Origin of the sequence: [Actinomadura] parvosata subsp. kistnae, from assembly GCF_900323885.1 — a bacterium.
GTDB lineage: Bacteria > Actinomycetota > Actinomycetes > Streptosporangiales > Streptosporangiaceae > Nonomuraea > Nonomuraea composti.
Window position 1 is genome coordinate 1,256,004 of the sequence record NZ_OOHJ01000018.1, and the last position, 15,956, is coordinate 1,271,959.

General features: G+C 71.8%; 15 protein-coding genes. 7 read left to right on the forward strand and 8 right to left on the reverse strand.

Annotated features, from left to right (window positions below; genetic code table 11):
- Positions 1-19: 19 nt before the first annotated feature.
- From KIS93_RS25820 to KIS93_RS25840, 5 genes are all read right to left on the reverse strand, one after another.
- Positions 20-775 carry a hypothetical protein gene (locus KIS93_RS25820; protein ID WP_080045247.1) on the reverse strand — a complete coding sequence of 252 codons (756 nt, stop codon included), beginning with the start codon at positions 773-775 and terminating at the stop codon, positions 20-22.
- 93 nt (positions 776-868) lie between these two features.
- The gene (locus tag KIS93_RS25825) at positions 869-1,453 is read right to left on the reverse strand and encodes an LOG family protein (RefSeq protein WP_080045246.1); all 585 of its coding nucleotides are present in this window, start codon (positions 1,451-1,453) and stop codon (positions 869-871) included.
- 11 nt (positions 1,454-1,464) lie between these two features.
- A complete protein-coding gene (locus KIS93_RS25830) occupies positions 1,465-2,262 on the reverse strand; it encodes an LOG family protein (RefSeq protein WP_080047503.1) in 798 nt (265 codons plus the stop codon).
- 239 nt (positions 2,263-2,501) lie between these two features.
- A complete protein-coding gene (gene dapE / locus KIS93_RS25835) occupies positions 2,502-3,557 on the reverse strand; it encodes a succinyl-diaminopimelate desuccinylase (protein ID WP_080045245.1) in 1,056 nt (351 codons plus the stop codon).
- A complete protein-coding gene (locus KIS93_RS25840) occupies positions 3,557-4,390 on the reverse strand; it encodes a 2,3,4,5-tetrahydropyridine-2,6-dicarboxylate N-succinyltransferase (RefSeq protein WP_080045244.1) in 834 nt (277 codons plus the stop codon). The genes dapE and KIS93_RS25840 overlap by 1 nt, the downstream gene beginning before the upstream one ends.
- On the opposite strand from KIS93_RS25840, the gene KIS93_RS25845 reads away from it, so the two are divergent.
- The gene (locus tag KIS93_RS25845) at positions 4,389-5,243 is read left to right on the forward strand and encodes a hypothetical protein (protein WP_230465798.1); all 855 of its coding nucleotides are present in this window, start codon (positions 4,389-4,391) and stop codon (positions 5,241-5,243) included. The genes KIS93_RS25840 and KIS93_RS25845 overlap by 2 nt on opposite strands.
- Positions 5,244-5,249: 6 nt before the next feature.
- On the opposite strand, the gene KIS93_RS25850 is transcribed toward KIS93_RS25845, so the two are convergent.
- From KIS93_RS25850 to fdxA, 3 genes are all read right to left on the reverse strand, one after another.
- Positions 5,250-5,909, reverse strand: a complete 660-nt coding sequence (locus tag KIS93_RS25850) for a DUF4178 domain-containing protein (protein ID WP_230465797.1) — start codon at positions 5,907-5,909, stop codon at positions 5,250-5,252.
- Positions 5,910-6,020: 111 nt separating this feature from the next.
- Positions 6,021-7,091, reverse strand: coding sequence for a succinyldiaminopimelate transaminase (dapC, locus tag KIS93_RS25855; protein WP_080045243.1), 1,071 nt, complete (start codon positions 7,089-7,091; stop codon positions 6,021-6,023).
- A 104-nt stretch (positions 7,092-7,195) separates the two neighbouring features.
- On the reverse strand, positions 7,196-7,522 hold the full coding sequence (gene fdxA, locus KIS93_RS25860; protein WP_080047500.1) for a ferredoxin: 327 nt from the start codon (positions 7,520-7,522) through the stop codon (positions 7,196-7,198).
- Positions 7,523-7,628: 106 nt separating this feature from the next.
- Between fdxA and KIS93_RS25865 the strand changes: the two genes are divergently transcribed.
- From KIS93_RS25865 to KIS93_RS25890, 6 genes are all read left to right on the forward strand, one after another.
- Complete coding sequence (locus tag KIS93_RS25865; protein ID WP_080045242.1) at positions 7,629-7,865, forward strand: putative acetyltransferase; 237 nt, start codon at positions 7,629-7,631, stop codon at positions 7,863-7,865.
- Between the two features lie 11 nt (positions 7,866-7,876).
- Positions 7,877-8,881, forward strand: coding sequence for an ABC transporter substrate-binding protein (locus KIS93_RS25870; protein ID WP_246005367.1), 1,005 nt, complete (start codon positions 7,877-7,879; stop codon positions 8,879-8,881).
- 167 nt (positions 8,882-9,048) lie between these two features.
- A complete protein-coding gene (locus KIS93_RS25875; RefSeq protein ID WP_080045241.1) occupies positions 9,049-9,825 on the forward strand; it encodes a class I SAM-dependent methyltransferase in 777 nt (258 codons plus the stop codon).
- Positions 9,826-10,051: 226 nt separating this feature from the next.
- Entirely contained in the window at positions 10,052-12,217 is a 2,166-nt protein-coding gene (locus KIS93_RS25880; protein WP_080045240.1) for a hypothetical protein, read from the forward strand.
- Between the two features lie 5 nt (positions 12,218-12,222).
- On the forward strand, positions 12,223-14,043 hold the full coding sequence (locus KIS93_RS25885; RefSeq protein ID WP_080045239.1) for a UvrD-helicase domain-containing protein: 1,821 nt from the start codon (positions 12,223-12,225) through the stop codon (positions 14,041-14,043).
- Positions 14,044-14,091: 48 nt separating this feature from the next.
- Positions 14,092-15,936 (forward strand): sigma factor-like helix-turn-helix DNA-binding protein, encoded by a 1,845-nt coding sequence (locus KIS93_RS25890; protein ID WP_080045238.1) that lies wholly within the window; start codon positions 14,092-14,094, stop codon positions 15,934-15,936.
- Positions 15,937-15,956: the final 20 nt, after the last annotated feature.

Consider the following 15,956-nt stretch of genomic DNA (forward strand, 5'->3'; position numbering starts at 1 on the left):
GTGCAGCGGATCGGCTCGGTCACGGGCGCTCGTCACCCTCCTTGGCGGTCACGGCGGGCCGCTCGTCATCGGTCGCGGAGCCGCCGTCGGACTCCTCCGCCTTGGGCTCGTCCCGGTCTTCGGACTGGTCTTCGGGCTGGTCTTCGGGCTGGTCCTTGGGCTCGGCCTCAGGTTCGTCCTGGGGCTCGTCCTGATCCTTGGGCTCATCCCCGGACTTGGGCTCATCCTCGGACTTGGGCTCGGCCGCGGCCTTGCCGTTCGGCGCCGGCTCGGCGTCCGTCCGCGGGAGGCGCCACTCCGGCTCCTCCGGCAGGTGCGTCAGCTCCGCGCCGCCGCCCTCCCAGTCGACGGACGTGCCGCTCACCGACACCGGGTCGCCCGAATCGGGCAGCTCGCGCGGCACGGCGGGCGGCTCCGGCTGGTGCTCGGTGCGCGGCCCCGCGCCGGGCGCGGCGTAGATCTCCTGGCGCGCGTGCAGCCGGCTGGACAGCAGCTCGGAGACGCGTTGCTCCAGCACCGCGATGCGGGTGTCGCGGGCGCTGATCGCCCCGGCGGCGCGGCGCAGGGTCTCGTCGACGCTCTGCGTGTGGTAGCCGACCAGGTTGACCGGCAGTTGCAGCGCCATGAAGTCGACCGCCGTGAGATGACCGGCGTCGGGCAGGTCGAGCGGCGGCACGTCGGGCGGGAACTCGGTCAGCTCACCGCCCCTGCCCAGGGAGACCAGGACCACGCAGGCCAGGATGGCGATGGCGGCGATGGCGAGTATGACCAGCACATTGGCATCGTACTCACACGATGGACCGCATTCTGCGGTCCACCGCAAGTCGTGCATTTCGCGCTTACCGCCTGCGCGTGGCCCCCGCCCAGGTCAGCCGGTGGCCTCGCCGAGCTCGGCGACGCTCGGCCGCACCGGCTGCGTGCGCGATTCGAGCGCGGCGAACGCCTCGTCGACGGTCGAGGTCCAGGAGATCGCGTCGAAGACGTCGGGACGGGTGAAGCCCTCGTCGTACATGCCTTCGACGAGCCGCTTCAGCGGGTCGTACAGGCCCCACGGGTCGAGCAGCACCAGGGGGCGCTCGTGGATGCCGAGGACGCGCGCCGTCCAGATCTCGAACAGCTCCTCCAGCGTGCCGATGCCGCCGGGCAGCACGAGGAACGCGTCGGAGCGGGCGTCCATGACGCCCTTGCGCTCGCGCATGTCCTCGGTGACGATCAGCTCGTCCGACTCCTCGTCGGCCACTTCCATGTCGACCAGGACCTGCGGGATCACGCCGACCGTGCGGCCGCCGGCGGCGCGGGCCGCCGCCGTGACCGCGCCCATGCAGGAGATCGAGCCGCCGCCGCTCACCAGCGTGTGGCCGCGCTTGGCGAGCTCGGTGCCCACGGTCGCGGCCAGCTCGATGTACTTCTTGTCGATGGTCAGGCTGGAGGCACAGAAGACGCAGATGTTCACGTCGGCAAACCCTATTGGGGCTCGGCGGTCTGGGCCGCGGCGGCCTCGATCTCCTCCTCGCGCTGCTTGGAGCGGGCCAGGTCGGCGTCGACGATGATGCGGACGGCCTCGTCCACGTCGTCGGTGACGCTGATCAGGTCGAGGTCTTGGGGCGCGATCTTGCCGGTGCTCAGCAGCGAGCCCTTGATCCAGTCGAGCAGCCCGCCCCAGAACTCCGAGCCCATCAGCACCACGGGGAACGAGGTGACCTTGTGGGTCTGCACCAGCGTCAGCGCCTCGAACAGCTCGTCGAGCGTGCCGAAGCCGCCGGGCAGCGCGATGAAGCCGCAGGAGTACTTGACGAACATCGTCTTGCGCACGAAGAAGTAGCGGAACTCGATGCCGAGGTCGACGTAGTCGTTCATGCGCTGCTCGAAGGGCAGCTCGATGCCGAGCCCGACGGACACGGCGCCCTCGACGTCGCGCGCCCCCCGGTTGGCCGCCTCCATCACGCCGGGGCCGCCGCCGGTGATCACGGCGTAGCCCGCCTCGGCCAGCGCGCTGCCCAGCTCCCTGCCCATCTTGTACTCGGGCGAGTCGGGCCTGGTACGGGCGGAGCCGAAGACGGTCACGGCCTGCGGCAGCTCGGCGAGCTGGCCGAAGCCCTCGACGAACTCCGCCTGGATGCGCAGCACCCGCCACGGGTCCATGTGCACCCAGTCGGAGGACCCCTGCCGGGCCAGCAGCCGCTGGTCGTGGGTGGAGGTGGGGACGAGACTGCCCCGGACGACGGCCTGGCCCTGACGGCGTTCCCGGCGGTTCTGTTCCATGTCGATCACGCTAGCCCTTCTCTCGTACGGCCGGTTTCCGCCCGTCTCCCTGCCCGTCCGGCTGCCCAGACTGCCCCCTCCGGACGAAACCGCAGGTAGCACGGGCGAAACGAGGTCCTAAAAAATCTTGAAAAATACGTGGAACCGAATTTCGACTCCCTCGCGTCTAACCGCATGAGGGTGCTGCTCGGGACTGAAAGTGGTCTTCCCCGCCAAATGGCCGGCGAGGAGGGCCACTTTCATTTTGTCAGCCAGTGCAGCAGCGCCCGCTCGCTCTCGACGATCTTCGGCAGCGACACGTACTCGCCCTGCTGGTGCGCCAGATTCGGATCCCCGGGCCCGTAGTTGACGGCGGGGACGCCCAGCGCGGAGAAGCGGGCGACGTCCGTCCAGCCCAGCTTGGCGCGCGGGGTGCCGCCGACGGCCGCGGTGAAGGCCGCCGCCACCGGATGCGTGAGCCCCGGCCTGGCGGCGGGGGCGGCGTCCACGAAGCTCACCGCGAACCCGTCGAACACCTCGCGCACGTGCTCCTGGGCGTCCTCGATCGACAGGTCGGGCGCGAAGCGGTAGTTGACCGTGACCACGCACAGGTCGGGGATGACGTTGCCGGCGACCCCGCCCCGCACGCCGACCGCGTTGAGCCCCTCGTGGTACTCCAGCCCGTCGACCATCGGCCGGCGCGGCTCGTACGCGTTCAGCCTGGCCAGCACCGGCTCGATGCCGTGGATGGCGTTGACCCCGAACCAGGAGCGCGCGCTGTGCGCCCGCTTGCCGGTCACCGTGACCTCGGCGCGCAGCGTGCCCTGGCAGCCGCCCTCGATCACGCCGTCGGTGGGCTCCATCAGCACCGCGAAGTCGGCCGCCAGCCACCCGGCGTGGTCTCTGGCGACCCTGGTCAGGCCGTTGCGCTCGGCCTCGACCTCCTCGCAGTCGTAGAAGACGTAGGTGACGTCCCTGTTGGGCGCGGGCACGGTCGCGGCCAGCTTGAGCGCGACCGCGACGCCGGCCTTCATGTCGGAGGTGCCGCACCCGTACAGCAGGTCGCCCTCGACCCTGCTCGGCAGGTTTCCGGCGGTGGGGACGGTGTCGAGGTGGCCGGCGATCAGCACCCGCTCGGGGCGCCCCTGCTCGGTGCGGGCCACGACCGTCTCGCCCGAGCGGGTCACCGTGAGGTGCGGCAGCGCCGACAGGGCCCGCTCGACCTCGTCGGCCAGCGCCTTCTCGGCGCCGCTCACCGACTCGATGTCCACGATGGCGGCGGTCAGGTCGCGTACGTCCTGGGTCAGGTCGAGCATCAGGTGTTCACTCCATGTGCGCGCAGCGTCTCGTTGATCGCCGCCTTGTCGTGCCGCCGCCCCGGCTCCAGCCGCTTGATCACCAGCACGCACGGCAGGCCGAACGTGCCTCCGGGGAACTCCTTCATCCGCGTGCCCGTCACGGCCACGCACCACGGGGGGATCCGGCCGCGGCCGAGCTCCTCGCCCGTCTCGGTGTCGATCACCGGCATGGACGCGGACAGGATCGTGCCCGCGCCGACCACCGCGCCCCGCCCGATCCTGGCGCCGTCGACGACCATCGACCGGCTGCCGACGAGCACGTCGTCCTCGATCACGACGGGCACGGCGTTGGGCGGCTCCAGCACGCCGCCGATGCCCACGCCCCCGGACAGGTGCACGTTCTTCCCGATCTGGGCGCAGGAGCCGACCGTGGCCCAGGTGTCCACCATCGTCCCCTCGTCCACGTACGCGCCGATGTTCGTGAACGACGGCATGAGCACCACGCCCGGCGCCAGGTACGACCCCCACCGCGCGATCGCCCCCGGCACCACCCGCACGCCGTCGAACGAGCTCTTCAGCGGATGCCTGTCGTGGTGCTGGAAGTCGCCCACCTGGGAACGTGCCAGGCCCAGCACCGTGAAGCTGAGCAGGATGGCGCGCTTGGCCCGCTCGTCCACGACGACCTCGTCGTCCACGATCGTGGCGACCCTGGCCTCGCCCTTGTCGAGCAGGTCGACCGCGGCGACCACCAGGTGCCGCGCCTCGGCGTCGGCCGGGGTCAGCTCCGCGCGGCGCTCCCACAACTCGTCCACCACGGAGGGGATCGGTGACGAGGTGCTCACTTGACTCATGGCCTCGGAGCTTATCCGGCCGGGTAGGTTCTTCAGGGTGCGCCTGCGCTTCTCCCGTGGAGTCATCACCATCGCGATCATCGTCGTCGTGCTCGCCGTGGGCGTTTCCGTGGGCCTGTACCAACTGCTGAAGCGCACGCCCCTGGCCCAGCCGCCCGAGGCGTTCTGCTCGGTGACCACCCCCGACGGCGTCCGCACGCTGCTGCCCGAGCAGGCGCAGATCGCCGCCACCATCGCGGCCGTCGCGGCGCGCCGCGAGCTGCCCGAGCGGGCCGTGGTGATCGCCTACGCCACCGCCATGCAGGAGTCGAAGATCCAGAACCTCGAGTTCGGCGACCGCGACTCGGTCGGCGTGTTCCAGCAGCGCTCATCGCAGGGCTGGGGCACCAAGAAGCAGCTGATGGACCCGGTCTACGCCACGAACAAGTTCTTCGCCGCGCTGGTCAAGGTCAAGAACTACCGGAAGATCCCGCTGGCGGAGGCGGCGCAGGCGGTGCAGCGCTCGGCGGGCGGTTACGCGTACGCGCCGCACGAGACGGACGCGAAGATCCTCGCCGCCGCCTTCACCGGGCGGGTGCCCAAGGCCGTGCACTGCTGGTACCCGCCGGGCAAGTCGCCCGTCCCGCAGCCGAAGACCGCCGAGGCCCGCAAGCAGCTCGCCCGGGCGCTGGGCAGCACGGCGATCACCACGAAGAAGCGCGGCTGGCTGGTGGCCGCCTGGTCGGTGGCGCACGCCGAGAAGTACGCGCTCACCAAGGTCGGCTACAACGGCGCCACCTGGGTCAACGACTTCGAGGCCGTCGGCTGGCGGCAGGGCGGCGCGGCCGGCGCCCGCAAGGTGGAGCTGGCGTAGCCGGATTCAGGAGGCGCGGCGGATGATCGAGATGGAGCCCGGCGGCAGCGGCTGCGCGTAGCTCGCCGTCCACGAGCCGCCCTGGATGCGCTCGAACGACAGCAGCCGCCCGTCGGAGGCCCGGTAGTCGGCGAAGTCGAGCAGCCCCCTGTCGGGGTTGCCCGTGTCGCCCTCGCTGCGGAAGGCGGCCGTGCCCCGGTCCATCGGGAAGAACTCCACGCCCTCCATGATGAGCATGCTCTTGGCCGGCACCATGCCCTGCGTGGGGACGTCGTTCCAGAGCTGCACCTCCAGGTGCGGCGGGTCGCCCGCGCGCACCTCGACCGAGAGCCACTGGAGCCGCCGCGAGCCGTCACGCAGCAGGAACTCCGTCCACTGCTGCCCCTGCCAGGAGATGTGCATGGCGCCGAGCACGCGCTGCGGAGCTCCGAGCACTTCGATCCGGTCGCCGATCCGGATCGTGCGAGGGTCGGTGTAGTCGGTGCCGACATGGCCAGGGGCGCTCACCGGCGCCGCCAGCGGGGTCTCGATCGCAGCGACCTCGGCAGGCGGCGCGCTCGTACGGCGGCCCTTCCTGTCTTGCCGCAACGTGGCCCAGAAGGCCCCGAGCAGCAGCAGGACGGTGGCGATGCTCAGCCCGAGTACGACCATGGAGGTCATGCTCATCGATCAGCTCGCTCCACTCGCGGTCTGCCTCGGCGTCAGCCCTTATTGATGTATACGCTCATTCATGGATAAGCGGACGGATCGGGATCCGGCCCGTTATGACGGGCGATCCTACTGGAGGCGGCGCACCGCCGCACCGATCCGTTCGTCCGTGGCGGTGACGGCAATGCGGATGTGGCGTCCACCTGCCGATCCGTAGAACTCGCCCGGCGCGACCAAAATGCCGATTTCGGAGAGCTTGCCCACTTGGTCCCAGGCGCTCTCGCCGTTGGACGCCCAGAAGTACAGGCCCGCCGTCGAGTGGTCGATGCTCCAGCCGGCCTTCTCCAGCGCCGGGCGCAGCAGGGCGCGGCGGGCGGCGTACACCTCGCGCTGCCGGTCGGCGTGCTCGTCGTCGGACAGCGCGACCGTCATGGCCGCCTGCACGGGCTGCGGCATCAGCATGCCCGCGTGCTTGCGCGTCTCCAGCAGCCGCTTGACCAGGACGGGGTCGCCGGTCACGAACCCGGCGCGGTAGCCGGCCAGGTTGGAGCGCTTGGACAGCGAGTGCACGGCCAGCAGCCCCTCGTGGGAGCCGCCGCAGACGTCGGGGTGCAGGATCGAGATCGGCTGCTCCTCCCAGCCCAGCTCGATGTAGCACTCGTCGGAGGCCACGACCGCGCCGCGCTCGCGGGCCCAGGCCACGACCTTGCGCAGGTGCTCGGCGGGCAGCACGCGCCCCGTCGGGTTACCGGGAGAGTTGACCCAGACGAGGTCGACCGGCTCGGGGCCGAGCGCCAGCGTGCTGTCGGAGGCCGTGCCGACCGCCCCCGCCAGCCGGGCGCCCACGTCGTACGTCGGGTAGGCCAGCTCGGGGAAGACCACCCGCTTCGCGCCCAGGTAGGTCGGCAGCCAGGCCACGAACTCCTTGGAGCCGATCAGCGGCAGCACGTCCTGCTGCTCGACCGTGACACCGTGCCGGCGGCGCAGCCACCCGGCGGCGGCCTCGCGCAGCGCCTTGGTGCCGTGGGTGAAGGGATAGCCGGGGCTGTCGGCCGCCTGGGCCAGCGCGTCCTGGACGATCCTGGGCACGGGGTCGACGGGCGTGCCGATCGACAGATCGACGATGCCGTCGGGATGTGCCAGCGCGCGCTCCTTGTACGGCTCCAGCCGATCCCAGGGGAAGTCAGGCAGCTTGTTCACGATTCTCCAGGGTGTTGCGTCGCCGTACGAGGGGCGCGGGCGCGACCGTGCGGACGGGGCGCATCCGCCGGATGCCCCCGTGCACGGCGTCGATCGGGACTGCCTTAGTGGTCCTCGCCCTGCGGCGGCAGCGCCGCCACGACCGGGTGGTCCTTGTCGATCTTGCCGACCTTGGAGGCCCCGCCGGGCGAGCCGAGGTCCTCGAAGAAGTCCACGTTCGCCTTGTAGAAGTCCTTCCACTGCTCGGGAAGGTCGTCCTCGTAGAAAATCGCCTCGACGGGGCACACAGGCTCGCACGCGCCGCAGTCCACGCACTCGTCGGGGTGAATGTAAAGCATGCGCTCGCCCTCGTAGATGCAATCGACGGGGCACTCCTCGATGCACGCCTTGTCCAGGACGTCCACGCAAGGCTGCGCGATGACGTAGGTCACCTCGAGCTCCTTCTTCTCCAGCACCATGGCATGACTCTGACCGCGGTTTGCTACGCCCTAGTATTGCCGTGCTTGCTGGCTGGCCGAAACGGAGGGTGGCAAACTCGTGGTCGCACGCCTCGTGATCGCCGTTACAAGCCAGGACATCGGCGCACGGATCACCACGCGAAGAAGGGTTCCCGGCGGGTTCCGGGACGCCGTGGGAATCCTCGTGTCGTGGGCGGACGGAGTGCTCGAAGTTCGCAAGAAGGACGGCACCGTGGTGACGATCCCCGAAGAGAGCCTCGTGGCCGCCAAGGTGGTTCCGGCCGCGCCTCCTCGACCTGGGCGAATGCAACAGTAAGTATTCGTTGTGTGACTGTACGTACCTGCGCCGCCGCAGCAGCCATCCTCGCCAGCGCCGGATGCGGCGCGTCGTCCACCGGCTCCAGCACCACCGAGACCAGGAACCTGCCGCCCGTCAACGCCCAGGCCACCTCGATGAAGGCCGGCTTCGGCACCATGGAGCGCCTGGCCGAGACCGCCCGGCGCGAGGGCGAGCTGAACGTGATCGGCCTGCCCCGCGACTGGGTCAACTTCGGCGAGGTCATCGACACCTTCGCCGACAAGTACGACATCAAGGTCAACCAGCTCGAACCCGGCGCCAGCAGCGCGCGGGAGCTGGACATCGCCCCGAAGCTCAGGCCCGACGTGTTCGACCTCACCATGGACGTCGCCGTCTCCCGGGCCGACCGCTTCGCCCCGTACAAGGTGCAGGGCTGGCAGGACCTGCCCGACCACGTCAAGGACCCCGCCGGCGCCTGGTACGCCGCCTACGGCGGCTACATGTCCATCGGGTACGACCCGCGCGCCGTCAAGCCGCCCGCCACCTTCGCCGACCTGCTCAAGCCCGGCTACCGCGTGGCGCTCGACGGCGACCCCCTGCGCTCGGCCGCCGCGTTCGACGGCGTCATGGCGGCCTCGCTGCGCGCCGGCGTGCCCAAGCCCGACCAGGGAGTGGCCCTGTTCGCCAAGCTCAAGCAGGAAGGCCGGCTCACCGACCCGGCCAAGGCCAACGTGATCGTCGCCTGGGACCACCTGAACGCCGCCCGCGGCGCCCACCACCCCGAGGCGTGGAAGGTCACCATCCCGCGCGACTCCGCGCTCGGCGGCTACCACGTGCAGGCCGTCAGCAAGGCGGCCCCGCACCCCGCCGCCGCCCGGCTCTGGCAGGAGTTCCTGTTCTCCGACGAGGGCCAGAACCTGCTCCAGAAGGGCTTCGCCCGACCCGCGCGCGGCGAGGCGATGCTCATGAAGGGCACGCTCGACGCCGAGCAGGCCGCCAAACTCCCCAAGGCCCCGGGCCGCCCGTGCTCATGACGATCCCCCAGGCCGACGCCGCGAAGGCGTACATCAAGAAGGAATGGGCGAAGAGCGTGGGATGAGTCCGAAGTGACTTGATATGTCGTAGGGACGATCAGGCTCTAAAGTGAGCAGACAGCACGGCCACGGGGGCCCGATGTCTGATCGAATGTGAGCTGATCGTCTTGCGATACGACACACCGAGCTTGGAGCGGTGGAACAGTCGCGCCTACGACAGCAGCTTCGGCTACGTCTCGACGCAGGGCGCGCCACTGGTCGACCTGCTGGACCCGCGGCCCGGCGAGCGCGTGCTCGACCTCGGCTGCGGCACCGGGGTGCTGACCGCGCAGATCGCCTTCAGAGGCGCCGACGTCCTCGGCATCGACGGCTCCGCCGCCATGATCGAGAAGGCGCTCGCCCAGTATCCGGGCATGAACTTCATCATCGGTGACGGGCACGACTTCACCGTCGTGGACCCGTACGACGCGGTCTTCTCCAACGCCGCGCTGCACTGGATGAGCCGCGACCCCGTCGCCGTGATCGCCAGCGTCCGCGAGGCGCTCAAGCCCGGCGGGCGCTTCGTCGCCGAAATGGGCGGGGCCGGCAACTGCGCCGAGCTGACCACCGCGATGCTGACCGCCTGGCGCGAGTACGGCCTGCGCGAACCCGACCTCCCGTGGTACTTTCCCACGCCTGCCGAGTACGCCCGCCGTCTCGAGCAGGAGGGGTTCGTGGTCAGGCTGCTGGAGTACTTCGACCGGCCCACTCCCCTGGACGAGTGCCCCGGCGGGGCCGCCGACTGGGTGCGCATGTTCGCCTCCTCGGTGCTCGAAGGGCTTCCCCCCGAGATCGTGGAGCCCCTGCTCGGGCGCGTGAACGAACTGGCCGCGCCCGCACTTCGCAGGGAGAGTGGCTGGATGGCCGACTACGTGCGTCTACGCTTTGCCGCTGTTCGGCGTTGATGCGTCGAGCATGATGCGTAGGGCTGATTTGCCGGACTATGGTCTGTTCCGTGGGCGGCGAGATTATGGCTGCACCGCTGCGGCGGCGTGAGGGGCTGGTGAACGGAACGGGATGAACTTCTGCCTGAGCGACCTCGTACCACCGTTGAGGTGGAGCGACTCGTCGACGATCACGCTACTCACCGGGCAGCCGGACCTGCCGGATGCGTGGTGGCGCAGTTTGCCCATGCCGCGCGTCCTCGCGGCGATCGGCCCCGAGTCCCTGGGCGAGCTGCTGACGGAGATCGCCCTCGAGCACTGGCCGGCGGCGGCGGTCGGCGACGTCCTGCCGGCCCTGCACGTCCTCGACCCGGAGGAGGCCGACGAGCCCGCCGTCGCGATCGCGCTCGACCGCGCCGGGTCGTGGCCCGGGCTGCTCGCCCTGACCAGCCGGGAGCTGGTGGACCAGCCCTTCATCCAGGCGCGGCCGGTGCTGAACACGCTGTTCTCCGCCGTCCTGGTACGCCTGGCGCACCCCCACGGCGACCCCGCCTCCGCACCCGCCGCCCCCCTGTACGCCGCCGGCGAGGCTGAGCCGGCCGCTGCCGCGCCGGAACGCGTGGGGGCGGGCGAAGAGGAGCTTCCGCCGCCCGTCGCCGCCCAGCACGGCGCTGAGAGCGCCGAGGAGCCCGCCCGGGAGCCCGAGGACGCCCAGGAGGCCGCCGAGGAGCACCACGCCGCTCCGGAAGCCGCCGAAGCCGACCCTGAGATCGGCCCCGAGCTCGAAGCCGAGCACGCCCACGAGGCGGCCGACGAGGCCGGTGACGAAGCTGAGCACGCCGCCGAGGCCGTCGGCGAGGTGGAGCGTGGCGTCGAGCCCGCCGAGATCGCCGAGCCGGTCGAGCCCGTCGCGGAGCACCGCGCCGAGGGCGCCGCCCAGGCCGCCTACGCCGGTGACGCGCTCGACGCGGACTACCGCGAGCCCTACGAGCCGCCGCACGAGGCCCAGCCGCGCGAGGACGCGCCGCGCGAGGACGCCGGGCGGGACGAGGCCGTCCTGCACCAGGAGAGCGCCACGCTCGACGAGGAGGAGCCGGAGGAGGCCGAGCGGGTCCTGGACGCCGACGCGGAGCCGGTGGCCGACGAGGCGGCCGAGCCGGAGCCCGAGCCGGTCCTGGACGCCGCCGACGAGCCCGCCCCCGAGCCGGCCGCCGAGGAGGCCGAGGCCGTCCAGGCGGCGTACGAGCAGGAGCCGGAAGAGCGGAAGCGGTCGCTGCCGGACCTGATCGAGGCCGCGTTCGCCGGGCTCGACGACAAGAGCTGGGCCGTGGCACAGAACCGGGTGTTCACAGACGAGCCGTCGGCCGTGGACCAACTGGCCAAGCTGTTCGCCGTGCCCCCTGCCGAGATCATCGCCACGGAGAGCGAGCTGCGCGACCGCCTGGACCGCTGGCTGGCCAGCGACGAGGCGGCCCCGTACCGGGCGCACCTGGAGGAGCTGGTCCGGACGCTGGGCCCGGACGCTCCCAAGGAGCAGGTGATCGACGCGGCCGACTGGCACAAGGTGGAGATCCAGGCGCTGGAGGTCCCGGCGTGGCAGTTCGTGCTGACGACGCTGGCCCCGCCGCCTCCCCCGCCGCCGGTGCCGGTGCCCGTGCAGCAGGAGCTCCCGCCGCCGCCGCTGCCGCAGCGCAAGCCGTACCAGCAGCAGCCGCAGCCGCCGGTGGAGCTGGTGCCGTCGGCGTTCGGCCCGGTGGGGCTGACGCCGTCCCCGCCTCCTGGGCCGCCGCAGTTCCAGGCGTTCACGCCGGTGGTGCCGCCGGTGCAGGAGGTGAACGGCGAGCAGGAGCAGCCGTTCCAGCAGCCGCCGCCGGTGGGCGAGCAGGAGCAGCCGTACCAGCCGTTGAAGGACGTCTCTCAGACGCAGCGCTGCTTCAGGCAGCCGGACGGCCGCTGGTGGCTGCGCATCGACGTGACGGCGGAGCAGCTCGCGGGCGGCGAGTGCGTGCTGCCGACGGGGTTCGCGTCGTACCTGGGGTTGTCGCCGGGCGAGAGCAGGACGGTGCGCAGCGCCGCGGGCGAGCTGACGATGACGTGGCACGGCCGGCCGACGCTGCTGAGCATCGAGCGGCTGCTGGTGGACGTGGGCGCCCGTGAGGGCGGCCACCTGTTCCTGACGCTGTCGGACGAGGGGGTGCTGCGGGCCAGGCACCTCCCGGTCGCCGCCCAGGGCGCCGAGAAGATCACCAAGGCGCTGCGCCTGGTGGGGTACACGGCTCCGGGCGGCACCAGGGACCAGGCGGCGAGGGTGATCGCCACGAGGATCGGCATGGCGGGCCCGGTCGTCCTGCCCGACCTGCTCGACAGGCTCCGTGAACGCGGGGATCGCGACCTGCTAGAGCTCTTGGACTGAGCCGGGTGCCGCGGCTCGCGATCGGCCCTGAGTTTCCCAGGGAGCTCAGCGCACTGGCCCAGCCGGTGCGCAGGGACGCCGTGGTCGCGCTGCGCCGGTTCCTGCTGAACGTGTCGGGCGCGCCGCATCCGGAGCGGGTGCGGGGCGCCAGGGATCCGCGGGTCGCGACGCTGCGGCTGGCCGAGGGCCATCGCGGGGTGGTGGTGCGGCAGCGGGACGTGTACTGGCTGCGCACGCTGCTGCCGGACCCGGAGGCGTGGGCGTTCGCCCGCCGCCACCGCTATGGCGTGAACCCGGCGATCGGCGTCGTCGAGGAGTGGGACGACGAGGCGCTGGCGCGGGTGGAGCCGGCGTTACGGCGTTCGGCCAGGTCAGGTCGGCTGTTCGCGCCGATCTGCGACGGGGATCTGCTGGGGCTGGGCCTCGACGGGCACGCGCTGCCGCTGTTCCGCCTGATCACGACGGAGGCGGACGTGGCCGCGCTGGAGCCGCTGCTGCCGCCCACCCAGTACGTCCCGCTGGCGGTGCTGGCCAGGGGCGGGACGCTGTCGGAGGCGTGGCGGGAGCTGAACGCCTGGCGCGCCGTGGACCGGGACGAGGGCCCGATCGACACGGAGGACCTGTACGCGGCGCTGCTGCGCAGCCCGGACCGGGCGGTGTTCGTCTCGGACAAGGTGACGCTGGACCGGGTGCTGGAGGCGCCGGCGTGGTGCACGTTCCTGTACCCGCCGCAGCACCGGCTGGCCAGGGCGGCCGGGTACGAGCATCCGGTGCTGGTCGTGGGCGGCGCGGGCACCGGCAAGACCATGGTCGCGCTGCACCGGGCGGCCCATCTGGCGGCGCGCGGGTCGGGGCCGGTGCTGCTGGTCACGTTCTCGCAGAGCCTGGTGGAGGAGCTGTCGGCGAAGCTGGACGTGCTGATCGAGGACGAGGTCGTGCGCAAGCGGGTCGAGGTGGACAACGCCGAGCGCCTGGCGGTGCGCATCGTGGCCGCCGCGGAGGGCCACCGTCCCGCGCTGGTGGGCCGGGGGGCGCGCTCGCTGGCTCAGCTCACGGACGACGCGCTCAGGTTGCTGTCGATCACGACAGGTGATCTGCTCGACGATGTGGATCCGGGGCGCAAGCCGTACCGTCACATGGTTGTGGACGAGGCACAGGACGTCAGCCCGGCGCAGTGGCGGCTGCTGCGGGCGGCCGTGCCGCGGGCGCGCGACGACCTGTTCATCGTGGGCGACCCGCACCAGCGGGTCACCGACACGAAGGTGGCGCTCGGCGCGGTGGGCATCCCCGCCGCGCAGCACGCGCTCGACCGCTCCCACCGGCTGCCGCAGGAGCTGCTGTCCTTCACGGTACGGCTGCGCGGCGGCGGCCCCTCGCCGGGCCTGGTCACGGGGGTGACCGACTTGTCGGCCTTCAGCGCGACCCGTCATGGCGAGCGGCCGGTGGTCAGGGCGTACGACACGCCTGAGGCGGAGCTGGCGGGGCTGCGCGGCACGATCGACGCCTGGCTCGCCGACGGCGTGCCGGCGCGGGAGATCGCCGTGGGGGCCCGCAACCAGCGGCTGGTCCGCGACGCCAAGCGGGCGCTGCGCGGCCTGGACGTGCGGGCGTCGACGTTCCAGCACATGAAGGGCCTGGAGTTCGAGCGGGTGGCGCTGATCGGGGTGGCGGAGGGCGTGGTGCCCGAGCCGCCGCCGGACGAGCCGTACGCGCGGGCTCGTGCGCTGCAACGCGAACGGAGCATACTGTTCGTCGCCTGCACCCGGGCGCGTTCGATGCTCTATATCTCCCATTCCGGAAGAGGCAGCCCGTTTCTACCCCTCTGATCACATAGTCTGAACTGCGGATATCTTCCCTTTGCCGGTTGGACCTCAATGAACCTCAGCCTGAGCGACCTCGCGCCACCCCTGCGCTGGACCTCCCCTGGTCTGATAGCGCCGATCGTGGAGGAGCCCCAGCTGCCCGAGGCCTGGTGGCAGGCGATCCCCCTCGACCGCGTGTGCGCCATCGTCGGCGCGCCGGCCGTCGCCGGCCACCTGGCCGACCTGGCGGTGGCCTTCTGGGGGCATCTCATGCTCGGCGACATCCTGCCGCTGCTGCGCTTCTCCGACCCCGCCGAGGCCGAGCGGACCCCGGAGACGCTGGGCAAGGACGTGGTGCAGAAACTGTTCAGCGGCGTGTTCGAGCGGCTGCTCGAGCCCGCCCCTGAGGCGGTGCCCGCCCCGGCCAGGCCCGACCGGCCGCTGCCCGAGCTGATCGACGAGCTGTTCGGCGCGCTGGACGACCGGCAGCGCGCCATCGCCCGCGACCGCCTGTACGCCACGCAGCGGGCCACGCTGGACGAGCTGGCGCAGCGGTTCTCGGTGACGCGGGAGCGGATCAGGCAGATCGAGCGCGACCTGCGCGACCACGTGGAGTCCTGGCTGAGCAGGCCGGAGGCGGCCGCCCTGGTCGCGCACGTCGCCTGGCTGCGCGGCCGGCTGGGCTCCGCGGCCCCGGCCGACGACCTCCAGGCCACCGTTCCGTGGCACCGCACCGAGCTGCGCACGCTGGGCATCCCCGCGTGGCGGTTCGTGCGGACGCTGCTGACCGGCTACGAGCAGGCCGACGGCTGGCTCGTGGCGGGCGGGGCCGACGAGCTGAGGGAGAAGACGCGCCAGCTCTTCGCCGACGGGCCGCACCCGCTCGGCGAGGCCGTGTCCATGGTGGCGCAGCTCGGCGTGCGCGAGGACGTCGCCGAGCGGTGGATCCTGGCCGTGCCGCAGTTGCGCGTGCTGGGCCAGCACGTGGTGCCGTGGCCGCGCAGCATCAACGAGAAGGCCGAGGCGGTGCTCGCGGTGGCGGGCGCGCCGCTGTCGCCCGAGGAGATCCAGGAGCGCATCGGCGAGGACTACAGCCTGGTCGGCATCCGCAACCAGCTCACCGCCGACGAGCGCTTCCGCCGGGTCGACCGCAACAAGTACGGGCTGACCAGGTGGGGCGGCGACGAGTACCTGGGGATCAGGGAGATGATCGCCAGGGAGATCGAGCGGGCCGGCGGCGAGGCGTCGGTGAGCACGATCGTGGCCAACCTGACCTCCCGCTACGACGTGAGCGAGAGCTCGGTGCGCGCGTACTCGGGCGGGCCCGGGTTCGAGCGCACGCAGCGGGGCTGGATCAGGGTGGCGGGCACCGCGCCCGGCGGCGAGGCGGAGCCGTACCAGCCGCGCAAGGACGTCTCCGAGACGCGGCGCAGCTTCCGCTCCCGCGACGGCCGCTGGTGGCACCGCGTGGACGTCAACGCCGAGCACCTGCGCGGCTCCGGGTCGCCGCTGCCCACGGGGTTCGCGGCGTACCTGGGGATGGCGCCGGGCGGGCAGCTCACGGCGTCCGCGCCGTCCGGCGACGTGGTGATCAGCTGGCACAACCAGCCCACGATGGGCTCGATCCGCAACGTCCTGGCCGAGTACAAGGCGCAGGAGGGCGACCACGTCTTCCTGACCGTGTCCGACGGCGGGGAGCTGCTGACCCGCTACCTGCCGGCCGCGCCGGTCAACATGCCGCCGATCAACCGGGCACTCTACCTGTTCGGCTACACCGCGCCCGTCAGCTCCGAGATGGAGGGGTTGCGGCTGATCGGGGCCAGGATCGGGCTGCCCGACACGGCGACGCGCGAGGAGATCCTGGCCAGGCTGCGCGAGCGCGGCGACCGCGACATTCTCGGTTTCCTGGGCGGATGACGCCGGGCTAAGCTCGGCAG

Coding starts and splice junctions, on each gene's coding strand:
- KIS93_RS25840 (WP_080045244.1), bottom strand. CDS start 4,390: ATGAGTCAAGTGAGCACCTCGTCACCGATCCCCTCCGTGGTGGACGAG.
- KIS93_RS25850 (WP_230465797.1), bottom strand. CDS start 5,909: ATGAGCATGACCTCCATGGTCGTACTCGGGCTGAGCATCGCCACCGTC.
- KIS93_RS25880 (WP_080045240.1), top strand. CDS start 10,052: ATGCCGCGCGTCCTCGCGGCGATCGGCCCCGAGTCCCTGGGCGAGCTG.
- KIS93_RS25845 (WP_230465798.1), top strand. CDS start 4,389: ATGGCCTCGGAGCTTATCCGGCCGGGTAGGTTCTTCAGGGTGCGCCTG.
- dapE (WP_080045245.1), bottom strand. CDS start 3,557: ATGCTCGACCTGACCCAGGACGTACGCGACCTGACCGCCGCCATCGTG.
- KIS93_RS25830 (WP_080047503.1), bottom strand. CDS start 2,262: ATGGAACAGAACCGCCGGGAACGCCGTCAGGGCCAGGCCGTCGTCCGG.
- KIS93_RS25890 (WP_080045238.1), top strand. CDS start 14,092: ATGAACCTCAGCCTGAGCGACCTCGCGCCACCCCTGCGCTGGACCTCC.